13 protein-coding genes and 1 pseudogene are annotated in these 19,671 nt (G+C 32.9%); 8 read left to right on the plus strand and 6 right to left on the minus strand.

All coding sequences use genetic code 11. From position 1 onward, the window contains the following. Nucleotides 1–40: 40 nt before the first annotated feature. Together LPB88_RS09075 and LPB88_RS09080 are read right to left on the minus strand one after the other, a co-directional pair. Nucleotides 41–895: a hypothetical protein gene (locus LPB88_RS09075; RefSeq protein WP_230714767.1), complete on the minus strand. Its 855-nt coding sequence runs from the start codon at nt 893–895 to the stop codon at nt 41–43. A gap of 31 nt (nt 896–926) precedes the next feature. Next, complete coding sequence (locus tag LPB88_RS09080; protein ID WP_230714768.1) at nt 927–1,523, minus strand: AhpC/TSA family protein; 597 nt, start codon at nt 1,521–1,523, stop codon at nt 927–929. Between the two features lie 552 nt (nt 1,524–2,075). Here LPB88_RS09080 and LPB88_RS09085 point away from each other — a divergent pair. The 5 genes from LPB88_RS09085 to LPB88_RS09105 all read left to right on the plus strand — a co-directional run bounded on the left by LPB88_RS09085 (nt 2,076) and on the right by LPB88_RS09105 (nt 9,609). Beyond that, a complete protein-coding gene (locus LPB88_RS09085; RefSeq protein WP_230714769.1) occupies nt 2,076–3,137 on the plus strand; it encodes an efflux RND transporter periplasmic adaptor subunit in 1,062 nt (353 codons plus the stop codon). A gap of 106 nt (nt 3,138–3,243) precedes the next feature. After that, nucleotides 3,244–6,339 carry an efflux RND transporter permease subunit gene (locus LPB88_RS09090; RefSeq protein ID WP_230714771.1) on the plus strand — a complete coding sequence of 1,032 codons (3,096 nt, stop codon included), beginning with the start codon at nt 3,244–3,246 and terminating at the stop codon, nt 6,337–6,339. Between the two features lie 71 nt (nt 6,340–6,410). Beyond that, nucleotides 6,411–7,721 carry a TolC family protein gene (locus LPB88_RS09095; protein ID WP_230714773.1) on the plus strand — a complete coding sequence of 437 codons (1,311 nt, stop codon included), beginning with the start codon at nt 6,411–6,413 and terminating at the stop codon, nt 7,719–7,721. Between the two features lie 27 nt (nt 7,722–7,748). Beyond that, on the plus strand, nt 7,749–8,612 hold the full coding sequence (locus tag LPB88_RS09100) for a bestrophin family protein (RefSeq protein ID WP_230714775.1): 864 nt from the start codon (nt 7,749–7,751) through the stop codon (nt 8,610–8,612). 73 nt (nt 8,613–8,685) lie between these two features. Continuing rightward, nucleotides 8,686–9,609 carry a helix-turn-helix domain-containing protein gene (locus LPB88_RS09105; RefSeq protein ID WP_230714777.1) on the plus strand — a complete coding sequence of 308 codons (924 nt, stop codon included), beginning with the start codon at nt 8,686–8,688 and terminating at the stop codon, nt 9,607–9,609. Between the two features lie 152 nt (nt 9,610–9,761). Here LPB88_RS09105 and LPB88_RS23845 read toward each other — a convergent pair. Next, nucleotides 9,762–9,896, minus strand: a pseudogene (locus LPB88_RS23845) (aldehyde dehydrogenase family protein); the annotation flags it as partial. A 577-nt stretch (nt 9,897–10,473) separates the two neighbouring features. On the opposite strand from LPB88_RS23845, the gene pheT reads away from it, so the two are divergent. After that, nucleotides 10,474–12,894, plus strand: a complete 2,421-nt coding sequence (gene pheT / locus LPB88_RS09115) for a phenylalanine--tRNA ligase subunit beta (protein ID WP_230714779.1) — start codon at nt 10,474–10,476, stop codon at nt 12,892–12,894. A 247-nt stretch (nt 12,895–13,141) separates the two neighbouring features. Here the strand turns inward: pheT and LPB88_RS09120 are convergent, their stop codons facing one another. From LPB88_RS09120 to LPB88_RS09130, 3 genes are all read right to left on the minus strand, one after another. Beyond that, on the minus strand, nt 13,142–13,966 hold the full coding sequence (locus LPB88_RS09120) for an N-acetylmuramidase family protein (RefSeq protein ID WP_230714780.1): 825 nt from the start codon (nt 13,964–13,966) through the stop codon (nt 13,142–13,144). Continuing rightward, entirely contained in the window at nt 13,963–16,125 is a 2,163-nt protein-coding gene (locus tag LPB88_RS09125) for a hypothetical protein (RefSeq protein WP_230714782.1), read from the minus strand. Before LPB88_RS09125 ends, LPB88_RS09120 begins: the two co-directional genes overlap by 4 nt. A gap of 81 nt (nt 16,126–16,206) precedes the next feature. Next, entirely contained in the window at nt 16,207–18,222 is a 2,016-nt protein-coding gene (locus tag LPB88_RS09130; protein WP_230714784.1) for a hypothetical protein, read from the minus strand. Nucleotides 18,223–18,494: 272 nt separating this feature from the next. On the opposite strand from LPB88_RS09130, the gene LPB88_RS09135 reads away from it, so the two are divergent. Together LPB88_RS09135 and LPB88_RS09140 are read left to right on the plus strand one after the other, a co-directional pair. Continuing rightward, on the plus strand, nt 18,495–18,929 hold the full coding sequence (locus LPB88_RS09135; RefSeq protein WP_230714785.1) for a hypothetical protein: 435 nt from the start codon (nt 18,495–18,497) through the stop codon (nt 18,927–18,929). An 8-nt stretch (nt 18,930–18,937) separates the two neighbouring features. After that, nucleotides 18,938–19,585: a hypothetical protein gene (locus LPB88_RS09140; protein ID WP_230714787.1), complete on the plus strand. Its 648-nt coding sequence runs from the start codon at nt 18,938–18,940 to the stop codon at nt 19,583–19,585. The last annotated feature ends 86 nt before the right edge of the window (nt 19,586–19,671 follow it).

The raw sequence follows: 19,671 nt of genomic DNA on the forward strand, positions 1-19,671 counted from the left end.
TTAATTAATATTCGATTTGGAAGTTGGTTTCTATTAATTTTTATCCTCTGCTGTTTGTTGACTTAACATGGATATCGTTCACTAAATCGTCGATCTTTTTAGCGCTTTCTCTCATCATTTCTAAGTAACTAAGCAATTTATCATTGTCTGTATGTCCTTTTGAAACATCAATAAGTTTTAAAACTGAATTTACAGGCAATTTTAAATCAAGAGTTGTTCTATGAATAAAGTCATTATAATCTTTGGTAGCTGTTAATGAATTGTATTTTGCAGATGCTAATTTGATATTCTCTAATTCATATTCATCAGAAATTTTAGAAATATGATTCTGGCTGTGTTCTTTAAAATAGTATGCCCAATATCCATTCATAAAAAACACAACTGCTGCCAATATAACGTGTATAATAAATGTTTCGAGATCGAAATTAACCTGCGAAAAATACAATTGTAATCCCTTTGGATCGCTAAAAACAAAATTTTGCATATAAGCTAAAGCTCCATGATGCAATACCACTAATAGTGTAAGCGGAATTTGCAGTTTCCAGTTTTGGTAAATAATTAAGATTGTGCTTGCAATGAAAACCGTAAAATGCATCTCGAACAATCCGTGCATTTGATAAATGTACTGTGCCATAAATATTGCCAAAACGACTGACAATACATATTGATAAAAAGTAGAGTTTTTTACAAAAAATTTTGCCGAATAATACAACAGTAAATTCAAAGTACCAACGCCTACTCCTATTTCAAAAGTATCAAATTTAAAGGCTAAGGCGATTCCGAAAAGGAAATAAGCACCAAGAACATAGTTAATAATTGTATCTGATTTTTGCGTCATTGTCGACATAAAACTGTGCAGATAATCTTGCTCATTCAAACTGGCTTTTGTTTTCATAAATTAAAAAAAATTAGGTTAAGGGATAGATTTATTTAGTGCATTTTGGTAACGAACATCCGTAAGCTCTTAGAGCTAAAGCATCAAATGAAGGGGTATGATTTTGTTTCAGCAGAGACTCGATTGCCTGCTGGGCGTAATTACTGTCGGCGTTGGTACAATACCTGGTTTTATTGTAATTTCCGCGGTAGTATAAATTTTGAGAATCGTCTAAAAGAACCGCTTGAGGAGTTGAAAAAACACCGCAGCTTTTTGCCATTCCTTCATCAAAATATACAGGAATCTTGGCATCAAATTTATTCTGAATTTCTTCGATCGTAAAATTCTTCTCTTTGTTAAGAACCACAATCTTAAAGTTTATCCTGTCGCCGTATTTCTTAATTAATCCGCTTACGTGAGGAACATTAAAACGGGAACACGGGCATTCAGGATTAAAAAAATGAATAAAAACCGGTCTATGGTCGGCAAGACAGCATTTTAAATCAATTCTACTTCCCATAGCTATCTCATGGTAGCCTTTAGGAATTGGCGTTGGCAAACTATATTTAAATTCATTTTGCCAAAACAAAACAGAAATTGCTACAAGTAATAATGAAAACCATAGGAATAAAAGTATTTTTTTCTTCATAAATTGATTATTTTCTTGGTGAGGGAATAAAAAAAAGATAAACACTTGTTAATACAAATTACTTGATAAACTTATTTTTTTGTTATAAAACTGCGCCAATTCTCATATTTTAACATTTTATTAATTAAAAACATAAGCCTCTTATTACACAAAATAATATTTTGTTTAACCTTATCAATGTTACAAATAAAATCGATAAAGTGCAAAATAAATCAGACAAAATACATTAAAAAACATAAATGAAGGATTTTTCTGAGTTTTTAAATAAGTACTTTTACGCAAAAAATAAGTAATAACCTATAAAACTAAGCTTAAAACGAAATATTTACTACTTTTTCTTTTATTTTGCAGAGTAAAAAATGAGTCGTAAAAAACTTTTTTTTACATCCACATTAAACCATTGTTAAGCAAAACAGTCTAACTGAAGTAAGAAGTAAAAAACTTGTACATACAAGTGTTAAATAAAAGCTAAGCGCTTTCGTTTTCGCTTCAAAAAGTTAAATTTGTAAGCTTACTAAAAACAGACCCAAAAAACACATTCACCTTTATTTTATGAAAGTAAAAAACCTAATCTACGCCCTTCTAATCATAGTTCTGGGAGGATTTATTGCCTATCGAGTAGTATCAAACAAAAGTAAAAACGACGAATCTAAAAAATTTGGCGATAAAGATGCTCCTACAACTGTAACCGGAATTGTAGTAAACACTTCTACATTTGATAATAATCTATCTTTATCCGGATCTATCGAAGCAAATGAACAAATTGAAATCCGAAGTGAAGTTTCAGGAATTGTTGAAGGTATTTACTTTACAGAAGGAAGTTTTGTAAATAAAGGTCAGGTGCTTTTTAAAGTAAATGATATTGAATTAAAAGCACAATTGAGGCAAGCTGTAACCAAAGAAGGTTTAGCGGGAGAAAATGAAAGAAGAGCTAAATTATTACTTCAAAAAGAAGCGATTAGTCAGGAAGAATTTGACGTTGCAAATGCTGATTATGCTTCGATGAAAGCCCAAACTCAGTTAATTAGAGCTCAAATTGCTAAAACTTCTGTAAAAGCTCCTTTTTCAGGAAAAATTGGTTTGCGTTCTATCTCACCAGGAACTTACATTACACCAACAATTTTAGTCGCAAAATTAGTCAATACAGGAAAATTGAAAATCACATTTTCTATTCCCGAAAAATATGCTTCACAAGTAAAATCAGACGCTACAATTGATTTTTCTGTTTCAGGATCAGATCAGGTTTATTCTGCAAAAATTTATGCTATAGAACCGGAAGTTGCAGTAGCAACACGTACTTTACAAGTTCGTGCCATAGCAGATAATATAGACGGAAAACTTTTCCCTGGAACTTTTGCAGATGTAAAACTACCATTGAACATTATTAAAGATGCAATTGTTGTGCCATCAGAAGCAATTGTGCCAATACAAGATGGTAAAAAAGTTTATATCGCCAATATGGGCAAAGCCAAAGAAGTTAAGGTTGATGCAACTACAAGAACAGATGCTTCTATTTTGATTTTGTCAGGATTAAAAGCCGGAGACACACTAATTACTAGCGGTGTTATGTCATTAAAAAATGACGCCCCTATAAAAGTTATAGTAAAAAAATAGTTTTGAGTTATGAATTTTTAGTTATGAATTATGAGTCTGGAAATCCATTCTCTTGCTTCTATAATCTAAAATCTTTACTTTAAAAATCCAAAATCTACAATCTCACATGAGTTTATCAACTACTAGTATAAGAAGACCCGTTTTAACCATTGTATTGAATCTTTTGATTATTTTATTCGGTTTCATTGGTTATACCTTTTTGGGTGTTCGAGAATTCCCTTCGATTGATCCGGCACAGGTTTCAATTAGAACAAACTACACGGGAGCAAATGCTGATATTATTGAATCACAAATTACGGAACCTCTTGAAAAAGCAGTAAATGCAATTGACGGAATTAGAAATATAACTTCCTCAAGTAATCAGGGAAGCAGTAATATTACGATCGAATTTAACTTAGACAAAGACCTTGAAGAAGCTGCAAATGATGTTCGTGACAAGGTATCGCAAGCTATTAGAAGTTTACCACAAGACATAGATGCTCCGCCTGTTGTATCAAAAGCAGATGCTGATAGTGATGCTATTATCTCGATGACCGTACAAAGTGATAGCCGAAGCGCGCTTGAATTGAGTGATTATGCAGAAAATGTTATTTCGCAGCGATTAGAAACTATTCCAGGCGTGAGTGGTGTTCAAATTTGGGGTCAAAAACGTTACGCCATGCGTTTGTGGATTGATCCAGTAAAACTAACGGCCTACGGCTGTACGGTGTCTGATGTTCGCGATGCACTTAATGCTCAAAATGTCGAATTACCATCTGGAAAACTAACCGGAAACAATACAGAACTTACCGTAAAAACAGTTGGAAACCTTTCCAAACCTTCTGAATTCAACAATATTATTATTCGTACTGATGGTGATAAAATTGTTCGTTTAAGCGATGTTGGCGGTGCTGAATTAGGCCCTGAAAATATTGAAACAAAACTAAGTCAATCCGGATTGCCAATGATTGGTTTAGCTATTGTACCGATGCCTGGAGCAAATTACTTAGACATTTCGGCAGAATTCTATAAAAAGTACGAAGCTTTAAAGAAAGATCTTCCAAAAGATATTAAACTGAATATTGCGCTTGATAATACTATTTTCGTAAAGAAATCTGTACTTGAAGTTGCAGAGACTTTAGGAATTTCTATTATTCTGGTAATTATCATTATTTACCTGTTTTTTAGAGACTGGGCAATTGCGTTCAGACCTTTGATTGATATTCCGGTTTCGTTAATTGCGACCTTTTTTATCATGTGGCTTTTCGGATTTTCGATCAACGTTTTAACCTTATTGGCTATTGTTTTAGCAACTGGTCTGGTGGTTGATGACGGAATCGTTGTGACCGAAAATATCTTCAAAAAAGTCGAAGAAGGAATGTCGCCAATTGAAGCAGCAATAAAAGGATCTAATGAAATTTTCTATGCCGTAATTTCGATTTCTGTTACACTTGCGGCAGTATTTTTACCGGTAATTTTCTTAGAAGGATTCGTTGGCCGACTCTTTAGGGAATTTGGAGTTGTAATTGGTGCTGCGGTATTAATTTCGGCCTTTGTATCCCTGACTTTAACACCAATGTTAAATGCTTATTTGATGAAAGGCGGCGAACAGAAAAAATCAAAATTCTATGTTAGAACTGAACCATTTTTCGAAAAATTAAATAGCGGTTATGCTGATGCTTTAGGCCGTTTTATGAAGAAAAAATGGATTAGTTTCCCTATCTTAATAGCCTGTTTTGGATTGATTTATTTGTTCTTTACCATTCTTCCAAAAGAAACTGCTCCTTATGATGATCGTAGTTCTGTAACCATGCGTATGACAACTCCAGAAGGTTCATCATACGAATATACAGACCGCTTTATGCAGGAAATCTCAAAATTGGTAGACGATTCAATTCCTGAGAAAAAAGTAAGTTTAGTGATTACTGCGCCTGGCTTTGGGGCCTCAGCAACCAATACCGGTTTTATCAGACTTTCGTTAAAAGAACCTGACGAAAGAAAAAGATCTCAAAAAGATATCGCCGATCAGTTAACTAAAATGACCAAAAGATATCCCGATGCTAAAACATCTGTTATTCAGCAGCCAACAATTGCAGTAAACAGACGTGGTGGTTTACCTATTCAATATATTATTCAGGCTCCAAATTTTGAGAAATTAAGAGAAAAGATTCCTGTATTTATGGATGAGGTTGGCAAAAGCGATGTTTTCTCGATTACTGATGTTAATTTAAAATTCAACAAACCGGAAATCAACGTAAGTATCGACCGTGAAAAAGCCGAAAGTTTAGGAATCTCGATCATTGATATTGCTCAGACTTTGCAGCTTTCGCTGAGCGGACAACGTTTTGGTTATTTCATTAAAAACGGAAAACAATATCAGGTTATCGGGCAATTTGATCAAAAAGACAGATCTAAACCTTTGGATTTAACTTCGATGTTCGTAAAAAACAGAAAAGGAGAATTAATCCAGATGGATAACGTTGTAAAAGTCGAAGAACAAAGTAATCCGCCACAATTGTACCACAATAACCGTTATATGTCGGCAACTGTTGCAGCAGGTTTAGCGCCAGGCAAAAGTATTAGCGACGGTATCGAAGAAATGGACAGGATTAAAGCTAAAGTCTTAGACGAAACTTTTACTACCGATTTAAGTGGAGAATCGAGAGATTTTGTCGAAAGCAGCTCTAATACTTCTTTCGCATTCGGATTGGCGTTATTATTAATTTTCTTGATTCTTGCAGCACAATTTGAAAGTTTCATAGATCCTTTCATTATCATCTTAACAGTACCAATGGCAGTTGCTGGAGCTTTATTTTCGTTATGGTTATTCAATCAAACCTGGAATATTTTCAGTCAGATTGGTACTGTAATGCTTATTGGTCTGGTTACCAAAAATGGTATTTTGATCGTCGAATTTGCGAATCAGTTACGAGAGCAGGGAAAACCAAAATTAGAAGCAATTCTAGAAGCATCAGAAGCGCGTTTACGTCCTATTTTAATGACGAGTTTAGCAATTGCTCTGGGAGCTTTACCAATCGCAATGTCACTTGGAGCAGCGTCTACAAGTAGAATTGGAATGGGAGTTGTGATCGTTGGAGGAACTATTTTCTCATTGGCGTTGACCCTATTTGTAATTCCGGCTATTTATTTTATGTGGTCTAAAGCCCGTAAACATTATCCGGAATTTGATCATATTGACGAATACGAAAGAGAAAGTAAATAAATATTTATTAGCTACGAATTCACGAATTTTTATTAAATTAATTCGTGAATTCGCGGCAAAAGAAAACTAATATGAATACTAAAATTTTATTCAATACGCTACTATTATTTTTGTTTTGCATCATAAAAACGAATGCACAAGAAGTCTTGACTATTGAAGATGCTATGAAAATAGCTTTGGAGAATAATTTTGAAATTAAAATTGCTAAGAATAATTCAAAGATAAGTGAGACCAATGTAACCGTTGGAAATGCTGGAATGCTGCCAACCGCTACTGCTTCTATTACAGATAATAACAGCGTTACAAACTCTTCTCAAACGCGTCAGGACGGAACTTCTACACAATTAAACAATGCCAAAAACAACAATTTGAATTATGGCGTAAGTTTAGGTTGGACGGTTTTTGACGGTATGAAAATGTTTGCCAAATTAGACCAATTAAAAGAGTTGCAAAAACTAGGTGATTCTGAATTAAAAAGAACCATTCTTGTAAAAATTGGTCAGGTAAATTCGGCTTATTATGACTTAGTACAGCAACAGCATCAATTATCAGCTTTAGACACCACAATTGTAATTTCTAAGCAAAGATTAACTCTAGCGCAAAATCGTTTCAGTATCGGAAAAGCTTCAAAATTAGAGGTTTTAAATGCTCAGGTTGATTTAAATTCTGATCAGGTTGCTTTTCTAAGACAAAAAGAATCCTATGCAAATGCTAAAATTTTATTGAATCAATATTTAGCCCGTGATGCTAAAATAAATTTCACCGTAACTGATTTGGTAACTGTTGATGATAAATTAGTTTTGGCAGATTTAATGGAATTGGCGCAGAAACAAAACCCGGGTTTAGAATCTCAAATCATCAACAAACGAATTGCTGAGTTACAGCTTAAACAAATTAAAGCAGATCGTTATCCTGTTGTAAACCTAACTTCGGGATACAATTTTGTAGAAAGCCAGTCTAGTTTAGGTTTTACAAGTTCAGCGTCTTCAAAAGGTTTTAATTATGGTTTTAATGCAACTCTAAATATTTTTGACGGTTTTAACCAACATCGAAATGAAAAAGTAGCAAAACTTGAAATCGAGAATTCTCAAATTGCGATCGATCAACAAAACATGATCCTGAATACGCAATTGAGTACTGCTTTTCAAACGTATTTAACCAATCTTGAATTAATTGATTTAGAAGAAGATAATGAGGCAATTGCAAAACAAAATCTGGACATTACTTTAGATAAATTCAGAATTGGAACCATTACAACGCTTGATTTCAGAACGGCTCAGTTAAATTATGTCAATGCAAAAGTACGTTACAGTAACGCGCAATACGAGGCTAAACTATCTGAAATTGCTTTGAAAGAATTAGCTGGAAATATTAATTTTTAAATTAAATTTGTTTCAAAACAAATATAAATGATCTCATATAATACCAAAGATTGGTTTACTTTTATTTTCCATTTTCATAAATCAGACACGGTTAGAAAATTGTTTCCGATAATGATTGCTATCGGAATTTATTCGTCACTTGTTGGTTATCTTGAAGTTTCCTATTTCAAAGTTGGCAAAAATGATTATATCCATAATATTCCAATAATGCACGGAATGTTAGGTTTTGTAATTTCGTTATTGCTTGTTTTTAGAACCAATACCGCTTATGATCGCTGGTGGGAAGGGCGCAAATTATGGGGCGGTCTTGTAAACAATAGCCGCAATCTGGCGATTAAACTTTCTGCAATGCTAAAAGATGAAAATGATCGAAAATTCTTCAGAAAATTCATTCCCGCTTATGCTTCAGTTCTGCACAAACATCTTCATGACGATGACACCAGTAAACAGCTTTTTGAAGATGTAGATTTAGAAATTGACCATCATAAACACAAGCCAAATCAGGTAAAACGAATGATGTTTCATAAAATCAATGATTTGTATGATGCTAAAAAAATTACTGGAGATCAGCTTATTATTTTAAATGAAGAACTACAAGCTTTTACAGATATTTGTGGCGCTTGCGAACGAATAAAAAACACACCTATTCCCTACTCTTACAGTGCTTTTATAAAAAAATTCATTTTCTTTTATACCATGACATTACCATTTGGTTATTCTGTTAGTTTAGGATATTTAGTAGCTCCTGTGGTTGTTTTTATTTTTTATGTATTGGCGAGTTTAGAGCTTATTGCCGAAGAAATTGAAGATCCGTTTGGGAATGATGAGAATGATTTGCCAACGAAAAAAATCTCAGAGAACATCAAAAAGCACGTCGAAGAACTAATTTAACAAAACGTTAAATGTAAGTTTATTATCATTATTTTTATTAAATTTAGAATCGCCACTAAAAAATTTAATTCTAATGACTAATCAACGCGTTTTAATACATCCTCCTCACTTATCTAATGAAAAATCATTAAAGACACTTGTAGAAAACAGAAGTGTTTATACCCTGAATCATTGCGAATTAAATATTTTTGAGACTTACGAATCTTCCAAGTTAGTTCCGCTAAAATTTAACGATTTTGTAGTGACCAGTATGCTAAGAGGTAAAAAAATAATGCATCTTTTTGATGAACCCGGATTTGATTATTTACCTGGTGAAACTGTTGTTATCCCATCAAACATCGAAATGAAAATTGATTTTCCTGAAGCATCCAGAGAAAATCCAACGCAATGTCTGGCATTGGCAATTGATAAAGCCAAAATAACAGATACTTTAAATTTCCTAAACGAGCGATATCCTAAAGAAGGAAACGATGTATTCTGGCAATTATGTCACCAAAATTATTTCTTTTATAACAATGTTGATCTTGCTACAACGATCAACAAACTTATCAAGGAGTGCATGAGTACTTCGATAATCAAAGACGCATTGGCAGACTTGACTTTACAAGAATTATTAATCAGAATTATTCAGACGCAAACCATAAAATCTGTTAATGAAGGAATTCGAATTCACCCAAACAATCCAATATTTGAAGTGACAGAATATATAAAACTCAATCTGAAGGGCGACATAAACCTAAAAAGTCTAAGTGATAGAGCCTGCATGAGTACAGCTTCTTTCTATCGTTTTTTTAAAAGAGAATTAGGAATGAGTCCGATTGAATATATCTTGAACGAAAAAATAAAATACGCCAAAAAACTACTTAGAAATCCTGGAATACAAATTAATGAAGTCTGCTATTTATCTGGTTTTGAAGATGCCAATTACTTTATCAGATTGTTCAAAAAACATGAGGGAATAACTCCTAAGCAATATCAGTTATTACATATCAATTGAAAAAAGGCACAAAGGTTCTGAGCTACTAAGGTACAATGGTTTTTCACTCATTTTATCCTTTCTGTAAACTCATAAAAAAAAGGTAAGTTAAAAAACTTACCTTTTTTGTCCAAAACACTAACCAATTATAAAAAGTATAATTTCTTTTTACCTTAGCAAATAAGCATATTTTTAGTCCTACGATATTTTTCTAACATCATTTTATGGTTTTCGTTACCAATTCCTGATTGCTTATACCCCCCAAAAAGATACTTCGGTTGTATAATATTTATATTTATTAACCAGACACGACCTGACTGAGAAGCTCATGATACCCGATAAATTTCATGTGCATTACATGTTCTGATTCCGGCCCCCAAACCGTACATCTTATCATTCGCAATTCAATAGCTTCTTCAGTCGTTTTAAAAGTCGTAACTGTCAGAATTCGTCTAAAAAATTTCTTCTTAAAAAAATCTCATTTTATAAAGCCATTTAAGCAAAATTAGCTTGCTATAGTAACCAATGTCTATTCTATGAGTCGCACATTTTCAATTGATGTAATTATCATATTATAATTTAAATTCAAGTCTTTCTGCAATCATACTCCTGACAATATTTTCTTGATTCTTTTCAAATTTACCTTCATAATTTGGTTCAAAATAGCATTATTCATTCATCTAATAGCACAAAAATTACATATTCGTTTTTATAACCCTCTTTTAAAACCTAATCAGTAAAAAAAGCAACAATAAAATATAAAACACTCACAATCAAGTTTTTTAGGCAGATTAAAAAACAGCTCGAAAAAACCAAATAAATTGTTTCTTACTACAACACGCAATCCTTATATTTGTATCCTCATACAAGAATAATAAAGTTAACATGAAAATATCTTACAACTGGTTAAAACAATTCATTAAAACTGACTGGACATCAGAGCAAACTTCAGAATTACTTACAGATTTAGGTCTGGAAGTCGAAGTTGTAGAAAAGTACCAATCGATTAAAGGCGGATTAGAAGGAGTTGTTGTAGGACACGTACTTACTTGCGAAAAACATCCTGATGCTGACAGATTAAGAGTCACAACTGTAAATATTGGCTTAGAAGCTCCTATACAAATTGTTTGTGGTGCAGCTAATGTTGCAGCCGGACAAAAAGTGCCTGTTGCTACTATCGGAACTGTTTTATATGATAAAGACGGTGGTGAATTTACCATTAAAAAAGGAAAAATTCGCGGAATGGAAAGCCACGGAATGATTTGTGCCGAAGATGAATTAGGTCTTGGTACAAGCCACGACGGAATCATGGTTCTTGATGAAAAACTAGTACCGGGAACAGCTGCTTCTGAGGTATTTCAGATTGCTAATGATGAAGTTTTCGAAATTGGATTAACGCCTAACCGTGCTGATGCCATGAGCCATTTTGGTACTGCTCGTGATTTAAGAGCGGGAATGTTACAACGTGGCGTAAATGTAGAATTAATTACACCATCTGTAAGTAATTTTAGAGTCGAAATGCGTACTTTAAAAATTGATGTAAATGTTGAGGAGCCTTTATTGGCACCTAGATATTGTGGTGTAACGATTTCAGGAATTTCTGTTCATGAATCTCCAAGTTGGTTACAAGATCGTTTAAAAGCTATTGGATTAACTCCAAAAAATAATATTGTTGACGTTACTAATTATGTTTTGCATGAATTAGGACAACCTTTGCATGCGTTTGATGCTGCAAAAATCAACGGAAAAATTATCGTAAAAACACTTCCGGAAGGTACAAAATTCACCACTTTAGACGATGTTGAAAGAACATTGCATAAAGAGGATTTGATGATTTGTGACGAAAAAGGACCGCTTTGTATTGCGGGTGTTTTTGGAGGAAAAAAATCTGGTGTAACTGAAGGAACTACTTCTATATTCTTAGAAAGTGCTTATTTTGATGCGGTTAGTATTCGTAAAACAGCTAAAAGACACCAATTAAACACTGATGCTTCTTTTAGATTTGAAAGAGGAATTGACCCAACAATTACTGAATATGCGCTAAAACGTGCAGCTCTTTTGATTCAGGAAGTTGCAGGTGGAAAACTAACTTCTGATGTTGTGGAAGTTTATCCTAAAAAAGTAGAAGATTTCTCTGTTTTATTGAATTTCAGCCACGTTTCAAAAATTATCGGACAGGAAATTCCAAAAGATACCATCAAGAAAATACTAGTTTCTTTGGACATTAAAGTAAACAGTGTTTCTGATTCTGGTTTAGGTTTAACTATTCCGGCTTATCGTGTTGATGTGCAGCGTGAAATTGATGTAATCGAAGAAATTTTGAGAGTTTATGGTTATAACAACATCGAATTCTCTAAAAAATTCAATGCAACGGTTGCTAATTCTCCAAGAACGGAAGATTACAAAGTTCAGAACGTAATTGCAGGACAATTGAATTCGCAAGGTTTTCATGAAATGATGGCGAACTCGTTGACAACTGCTGCTTACGCGAAATTATCGACTGTTTTAAAAGAAGAGCACAATGTTACGATGTTGAATCCTTTAAGCAGTGATTTGGCAACAATGCGTCAATCTTTATTGTTTTCTGGTTTAGAGGCAATTTCATATAATATCAACAGAAGAAATTCTGATTTGAAATTGTTCGAATTTGGAAAATCATATCATAAATATCTTAACGGTTACGAAGAGCATAAACACCTGACTTTGTTGATTTCTGGTAACAGAAACAAAGAAAGCTGGACAAACGATCAAAAACCAACTGATTTCTTTTTATTGAAAGGATATGTAAAAGCGATTCTTACTCGTTTAGGAATTGAGAAAATTACAAATGCTCCGGTACAAACTGATATTTTCTCTGAAGGAACAGCGATTTGCTACAACAATGATACTTTGGTTGAAATGGGTGTGGTTAAAAAATCAATATTAAAACATTTCGGAATCAAACAAGATGTTTATTATGCTGATTTCAACTGGGATTTAGTTCTGAAAATCATTACAGGAAAAATTAAATATACCGAAATACCTAAATACCCTGAAGTTCGTAGAGATTTAGCCTTATTAATCGATCATAATACAACTTATGAGCGTATCTACAATTTAGCTAAACAAACAGAGAAAACGCTTTTAAAAGACATTAATCTATTTGATGTTTATGAAGGTAATAAACTTCCGGAAGGCAAAAAATCGTATGCTTTGAGTTTTACCATTCAGGATAATACTAAAACGCTTACAGATGCTCAAATTGATAAAATCATGTCGAAATTGCAACAAACTTTTGAGACTGAAATTGGAGCTGTTTTAAGATAAAAACATAATTCCTTATAAATTCAAACCCGACAGTTGTAAAAACTTGTCGGTTTTTTTGTTTCAAGTTTTCTTTGTTTCAGGTTTCAAGTTTGTTGGAATGTGTTAGTTAACCGCAAAGATTCGCAAAGATTTACGCGAAAAAAACACAAAGCTTTGCGAAACTTTGCGTAAATCTTTGCGAATCTTTGCGGTAAAATTATGCTCAAAGTAAAGAAACCTGAAACAAAGAAAACCTGAAACAAACTTTTTAAGCTCTAAACTTTAAATACGCTTTCATTAATTTCTCATCGTATTTATTGGTTCTATATCCTTTTCCGTTATATCTCGAAGCAAAATCGGCCCATTTTTTATCTCTCAAGTAGCCAATCAGTTTATTAGTTTTCAAATACAATCCGAAAGCTTTAAGATGTTCACCTTCGTTGAGATACATTTTTTCAACAAATTCATCTATGGTATCATATCCTATCGTAAGTGCATTATACCCCATAATTTGATACAAACCCCATGAAGCCGAACATTTTGCAGCGTCGCTAAATCTCTTATCCTGATTTAGATTAATTGCTTTTTCTAAACGTGTGTATTCTGCTGCTCCTCCCACATAATACTTTTTAGTCTGGTTTTCATACAAAATATCTTTAGCATTGGCATTTGCATACGTACCCGGATTTATACCTTTACCTTCGAGTTGTCTCCAGAAAACATGACCTTCAAACAGAATTTTTGGACGCCCGTCTACAAGAAAACCCTTCCCTCCGCTTTCAACTTCATTAACCGCTTTAATCACTGCTAATTCGAGATTATGTTCATTTGCAAAATCAATCAGATCTTGTTCTGAAAGTAGTTTATTATTTATCGAAATTCCGTTTTTGCCTTTTTCAATCAAAGTAGACCATGTTTTTAATCCAACAATTCCGTCTACAACCAAGCTGTTTTTTAATTGAAAATCTCTAACTGCTCTATCTGTCGCAACGGTAAAAGAATCTGATACTATAACGCTGTATTTCAATTTTAAGAGAAGTTCGTTCAAATAATATACTTCGCTTGATTTTACACCTAATTTTATCGTTCTCATGACTTTTTATTTATAGTTATTTTTGATGATGCCAGGAAGTTAAAAACATCATTTCTGGAACTTACCAGATTGTCATTTTTGTCAAAATAATTGACTTTATATGAAATCAAAGTATTACTATTAAGACTGTTCTTGATGATAAAATTGAACAGAATTGGTGTTGAAAATTCAGATTTTAAACGTTCGATAGTAAATTTACTTCCCGTTTCCTGAACTGTCAATTCGATCGTTATTTTACTTGTGGCCGCGGCTTGGCTTTTTATTTCTACCTGAATATATCTGTTGTAACTCGTTGATTGCGAAACAACCTGATTAAATTCTGAACTAATGTTTTCGATATTTTCATAATCAAAAAATACATTCTTCAAGGTATCTGTAGCAGTTGGATTAATCGTCGTAAAATCAAGGAGTTTAATATCATTACTAATAAGCTCCGGATAGTTCTTGAAAAAAGTACTGTTAAGATAAGTTATATTTTGATTATAAACCAATAAAATAGAGCTGAGTTTACAATTTGAAATAGATTGATTGCTGATTTGTACTTTTTTTGCGGTATTATCAATCGAAGCTTCCAGAATTTCGCCAATAGTATTTTCAATATTCAGCTCAATAACACTGGTGTCTTTTATTTCTTTATGCTTAAAATTGATGTTTGCATATTGGGTAATTGTATTGTTTAAGGCGTTAATCATGATACTTGCCTCAGATAAATTTTCGGTTGACAGATCAAACAAAAAATGTTTGCCATCTGTGGTGATACCCGATTTCTGCAAAAAATAGTTTCCGGAAACTTCATATTCAGTCGCGATATCATTTGGAAACAGAAACTGAACTTTATCAAAATAATCCGTTTTATCGCCATCAACAAAATTATCATTCAGCAATGCAATTTTTAATTTGGCCAGATCAAAATCAGAGAGATTTGGACCAATGGCAAATTTAAAGCTAATGGTAGAAATTTCTTCAGAAGTACTTGTTCCTTCTTCATAAGCATGAAAAATAGTCGTAACACATGGTTTCATCGTATTTAAATCCTTAGAAAGACTATAAATCTTTGAGATCAGCAAAAATGTATTGGGCTGTACCATAGATTTATAAATGGATAGTTTACTGAAATTATATCCCGAAACAAATATTTGCTTGAACTGCGAAAAATCTTCATTTAAATTGAAAGGATTGGTTATAAACGGGCCGTTTACATCTTGATATAAACTTGTTGCAACATTAGCAGAAAGCGGAAAACTTAAAGTTTTATTGACTTTTAAAAGAAAGGTACTCTTAACGTACTCTTCCTGAACATCTGCTCTTATACTATTGTCCCGCTGAATTTCTGAAATCATTACTTTTGGTGCAACCGGATTTACTGATGCGGACTTGACCATTAGTGGGCTACTTATAAGCGTCGCTCTGGGTTGCAGTGTTGCCTTTGGAGTAGCTAAATCTTTCTTTATAAGGTCCTGACTTCTTAAAACAGAAAAATCTTTGGCAAACAAAAAATTACGTTTCAATTTTGAATATCCTTTAAAATCAAAGAATAAATCAATGTCACATTTCATAGCCGGTATGTTAGAAATCAGGTTTATAAATGCAATTTTTACAGCTTCATCAATTAAATCAAACTGAATTTCCTGCGTTACTGTATTTATGACTCCGTTGATTTTCACAACGTCATGATTTACTTTTAAATTTAAAATGGCTTCTCTTAAATTCAGCAAAATACTCTTTTCGTTGGCTTGCAATGGTTTGCTTTTAACGCTATACTTAAGCGTTACTTTTCCCATTAAACCACTTTTCTTTGCTAATTTATCAAGTATATCTTCAAAATAAAAAATACAACCATTATTTGGTTCTACCTCAATTTGAGGAAAGAATAATGTAATCTCATTTTTAAAATAATCTTTGAAAGAATCATTCTCTGTAATAGCATTGTCGCCTTCGATAAGAGGAAAATAACTTTCGAATATTGGAAAACCTATTATTATAGGAATTGGTTTTATATCTATCGAATGAATTATAGGATGTTCTATTACCCTAAAATCATTATCTTTTTTTAGTGTTGCAGCAGTAAATGAAGTGCTGGGTTTTGCAGGCTCAAGATTGAATCTGTTTAAAGGGACTAGTTTTGTTCCTTCGAGCTTAAAGGTATTTAAATCTGGCATGGTGTTTCGTTTTTATGATTAATAATCATTTAGAAAACAAAAGGGACAAAAAATGTCCCTTTGTTTATTGTATCAAAAAAACTATTCCAGGAATGGAGCTCTAATTTTTTCGATATCAGCATTTTGAGCTGCAGTTCCGGTAGGAATTTCAAATAAAACGTCACCTTCTGTGTAATCAATTTTTTGATAATCAGTTGAAATAGAAACTTTTTTAGCTTTTTTACCAATTTTTCCACTACAAGTATATTTCACTTTGTATTCTGTTGGTTTAATCGCATAATCTAGTTCATACCATGCTCTGTACGGAATTGCATCTTCAAAGTTGTCAGCTGTAAACTTGAATTTTTTAGATGACATTTTATCTACTTTCAAAGTAACTTCAAGCGTATCACATTCAAAAAGCTGCTCTGTAGATAAGTTGTAATTAACCATGTTCATAACCGGAAGCGGCACAAATATCTTGGTTCCTTCAAAGTCAAACTCTCTTGTAGAATCTTTTACTTTAATACGTTTGTCTTTTTCGTACATTACTTCCTGACGTACTTTGACTTTTGTTGAGCCGTTGTGTTTTACAAAATCAAAAACGAAAGCATTTTTCTCTCTTGATTTATCACTCCAGGTTGCCGGAAAAATTGCATCAATTTCTTTACCGGTTCTACTCATATTTTTTACATACGGAGTTCCTTCAGGAGCAATCATTCTTCCGGAACTTTTCCATATTAACTTACCTGTAGAATCCGGATATCCAACTTCTATAGAAACCTGACTTACAGGACTATCATTTACGATATCATTGTCTTTATCCAGTTTAATCAAACCTCCGTTTAAAGAAGTAATTACCTGAACTTTTGAAAAATCTTCATCCAAAGGAACTGTTGAAATGTACTTTTTTAAATCTTCTTTTGCTGCAGCACCTGATTTTAGAGTCAATGGAGTTAGATTTCCACTGATTTTAGAATCCATAACTTCAATTGCAGAAAATTTAATTTCGTCCGTAAATTGAACTTGTCTGATCTGAGTTCCTGATTTCAGGCTCACGCCTACACTACCTCCTCCAAAAAGAATTCTAAAAAATCCCCCTGGTTTTTCTGGCGTTGCTGCCGGTGTAAATTGTTTTTCAGGAGCATCAAAAATTTGCTTTTGTACCATTTGAAAAGCAAATTCACGCTGTTTGGTCAAAAGAGCTTCTTCTACTTTTTTTCTTTCCTCATTAGAGAATTGGTTATCAGTAATAATTTCGCTGACAATTCCTCCCTGAGTCAGGATTTTTTCATATTCGCTCTCCCAGTTTACATCCACAAAAGACCAGCTTACATTTGCTTTAGCCGAAAAATAAGTGTGTACTTTTTTTACATCAACTGTTGTTTTAATTGTTGTAGTTGGCATATAACCTTTGTACTTGATTTTGTTTTCGACAGCCAAATTGTTAGTTCCGGCTTCTAATGCACTTTTCACCAATGACGCACTATTGCGCCCCATTAAAACTGAAAGTACATTATCGCCTAGTCCAAAAGTAGATCCGGCACCTTCGCCCTGAACATTAAAAGTCCACGGATTTGCGCCGCCAAAAGGGTTATTTGGTGATTTTTCTCCAACAACATGCATCGAAATCATATTCTCAGTTAACTGAATTGGTCTTACATTGGTTTCGTTAAAATCTCTATCAACTCCTTTTAAATAAGAGAATAATCCAAAAAGTTGTGACTGTCTTTGATTATTAAAACTCGTGTGAAGCTTTGCTTTTAACTTATCAATTGCTTTTTTCAGTAAGTCTTCAGGCAAATCAATTGTACTTGTAAAAGTGGTGTAAGCACCCGCTTCTTCCTCAAGACCTTCGGCACCAATCACGGTCGAAGAATCTCCTTCTCCTTTAAAAACCTGCATCGAAAATTTAAATCTTCCATCAGGGTGTTTTGCAAGTCTTGGATTTCTTGGATAATAGTAAAACTGCATTGGTAATCCGGCATCTCTTAATAACATATTATTAGGATCTGGCGAAAAAAGGACTGCAAAATCTGCTCCATCTTCTTTTTCTAAAAGAATTTCTACTGTTCCGGCTCCCGCATGAGGATAGCCGTAAGGTGTTGGTTGTGACATAATTTAAAAATTTTAGTTATTATTTTATTAATGGTAGTTCTAGTTTTCGCTGCTTTAAAAAGAGCATAAATTGAACGATGTAAAATTGATTTTTTACAAACAACTAAAAAACAGTAGATTAGCCCATTTTTTAAAATAAATTTACCTCGCAAAAAAGGGGAATTATACCCTTGTGCTTATGAAAGGATTCAAATAATTTTGTCCTGAATATTTCAAAATTTTTAAGATATTCGTAAACTAAATTTTTAACCAACCAATAAAAAAACAAAAACATGAAAAATCCACCTGCAAAACCGAGTCAGTTAATTAGTAAGGAATTCGCCCAAGAGCTGAATTTGAACTATAATAAAAAGAAAGCAAGCTTAACAGCTAAATCGGCAAAAACAAAAGAAGATGCAAATGCTATTTGGTACTCTTTAGAAGAACTGGAAAACTACATTCATTATATAAAAACCCAAGCTGCAGAAAATGGCTATACTGCAGATGGTATTCGTTTTTATTTTGGAGTTTATCCTGAAGATGAAAAACACGGTGAAAAAGCCGGATTAACTACTTTATTTTTAGTACCAACCGGTAAAAAAACAGAAACTTCTACTGCAAAAGTTCAAGGCTTTGCAATGATGCAAGAACAAGCTTCAAGCGACATCGAAGGTATTTCTCCAATGAATTATGGCAATATTGGAAGGCCGCCTAGCTTAATATACTAAAAAAAATTATGTTTGAATTTTTAAGATCATATATTATCTATTTAGCTTTATTATCAGGTATTATCGGTTTGTTCTCACTGAACAAACTGCCTGGTAGCAAAGCTAAATCTTTAGTTATTTTAATTTGGTTTTCTGTACTAACAGAAATAGTTGGATATTACTTTACACAATGGACAGGCTTATTAAACTATTATGTGTATAATTTTTATATGTTCGTTAGTTTTTCGGCCTATATATTACTCATCAGAAGCCTTTTATTAAAATACGGTAACAGACTTTGTGGTACACTCTTTTTAATATTGTTTATAGTTTCGTTTTTTCTAAATATATTATACTTCAAAGAAGATGTCAATCATTCATTTATTTATAGTTTTGCCATTGGAGTTTTGTTAGTTATGATATTATCTTGCCTATATTTGGTAGAAATTTTTAATTCAGACAAAATATTAAAGTTCAAGAAATCAGTTTTTTTCTGGTACATCTTAGGTATTCTGGTATTTCACGTGCCTTTTTTGCCTTTCATGCTTGCCATAAACTGGTTTCTAATCAAGCAAGATGAATCAATATTTAGTTTGGTATTGTTCATCTTAAATGTACTGGCACATAGTTGCTATATAGTTGGTTTTATATGGAGCGAAAAGAAATACAATTATTAGTCATTTCATTAGGTATAGTTTTCTTAACTTTACTCGTGACTTTGCTTGTTATATTCTTTTATTTTTTAAAGAAAAAAAACCACTAT

It is taken from the genome of Flavobacterium sp. JAS, from assembly GCF_020991455.1.
Lineage (GTDB): Bacteria > Bacteroidota > Bacteroidia > Flavobacteriales > Flavobacteriaceae > Flavobacterium.

Coding starts and splice junctions, on each gene's coding strand:
- LPB88_RS09075 (WP_230714767.1), bottom strand. CDS start 895: ATGAAAACAAAAGCCAGTTTGAATGAGCAAGATTATCTGCACAGTTTT.
- LPB88_RS09080 (WP_230714768.1), bottom strand. CDS start 1,523: ATGAAGAAAAAAATACTTTTATTCCTATGGTTTTCATTATTACTTGTA.
- LPB88_RS09085 (WP_230714769.1), top strand. CDS start 2,076: ATGAAAGTAAAAAACCTAATCTACGCCCTTCTAATCATAGTTCTGGGA.
- LPB88_RS09090 (WP_230714771.1), top strand. CDS start 3,244: ATGAGTTTATCAACTACTAGTATAAGAAGACCCGTTTTAACCATTGTA.
- LPB88_RS09095 (WP_230714773.1), top strand. CDS start 6,411: ATGAATACTAAAATTTTATTCAATACGCTACTATTATTTTTGTTTTGC.
- LPB88_RS09100 (WP_230714775.1), top strand. CDS start 7,749: ATGATCTCATATAATACCAAAGATTGGTTTACTTTTATTTTCCATTTT.
- LPB88_RS09105 (WP_230714777.1), top strand. CDS start 8,686: ATGACTAATCAACGCGTTTTAATACATCCTCCTCACTTATCTAATGAA.
- pheT (WP_230714779.1), top strand. CDS start 10,474: ATGAAAATATCTTACAACTGGTTAAAACAATTCATTAAAACTGACTGG.
- LPB88_RS09120 (WP_230714780.1), bottom strand. CDS start 13,966: ATGAGAACGATAAAATTAGGTGTAAAATCAAGCGAAGTATATTATTTG.
- LPB88_RS09125 (WP_230714782.1), bottom strand. CDS start 16,125: ATGCCAGATTTAAATACCTTTAAGCTCGAAGGAACAAAACTAGTCCCT.
- LPB88_RS09130 (WP_230714784.1), bottom strand. CDS start 18,222: ATGTCACAACCAACACCTTACGGCTATCCTCATGCGGGAGCCGGAACA.
- LPB88_RS09135 (WP_230714785.1), top strand. CDS start 18,495: ATGAAAAATCCACCTGCAAAACCGAGTCAGTTAATTAGTAAGGAATTC.
- LPB88_RS09140 (WP_230714787.1), top strand. CDS start 18,938: ATGTTTGAATTTTTAAGATCATATATTATCTATTTAGCTTTATTATCA.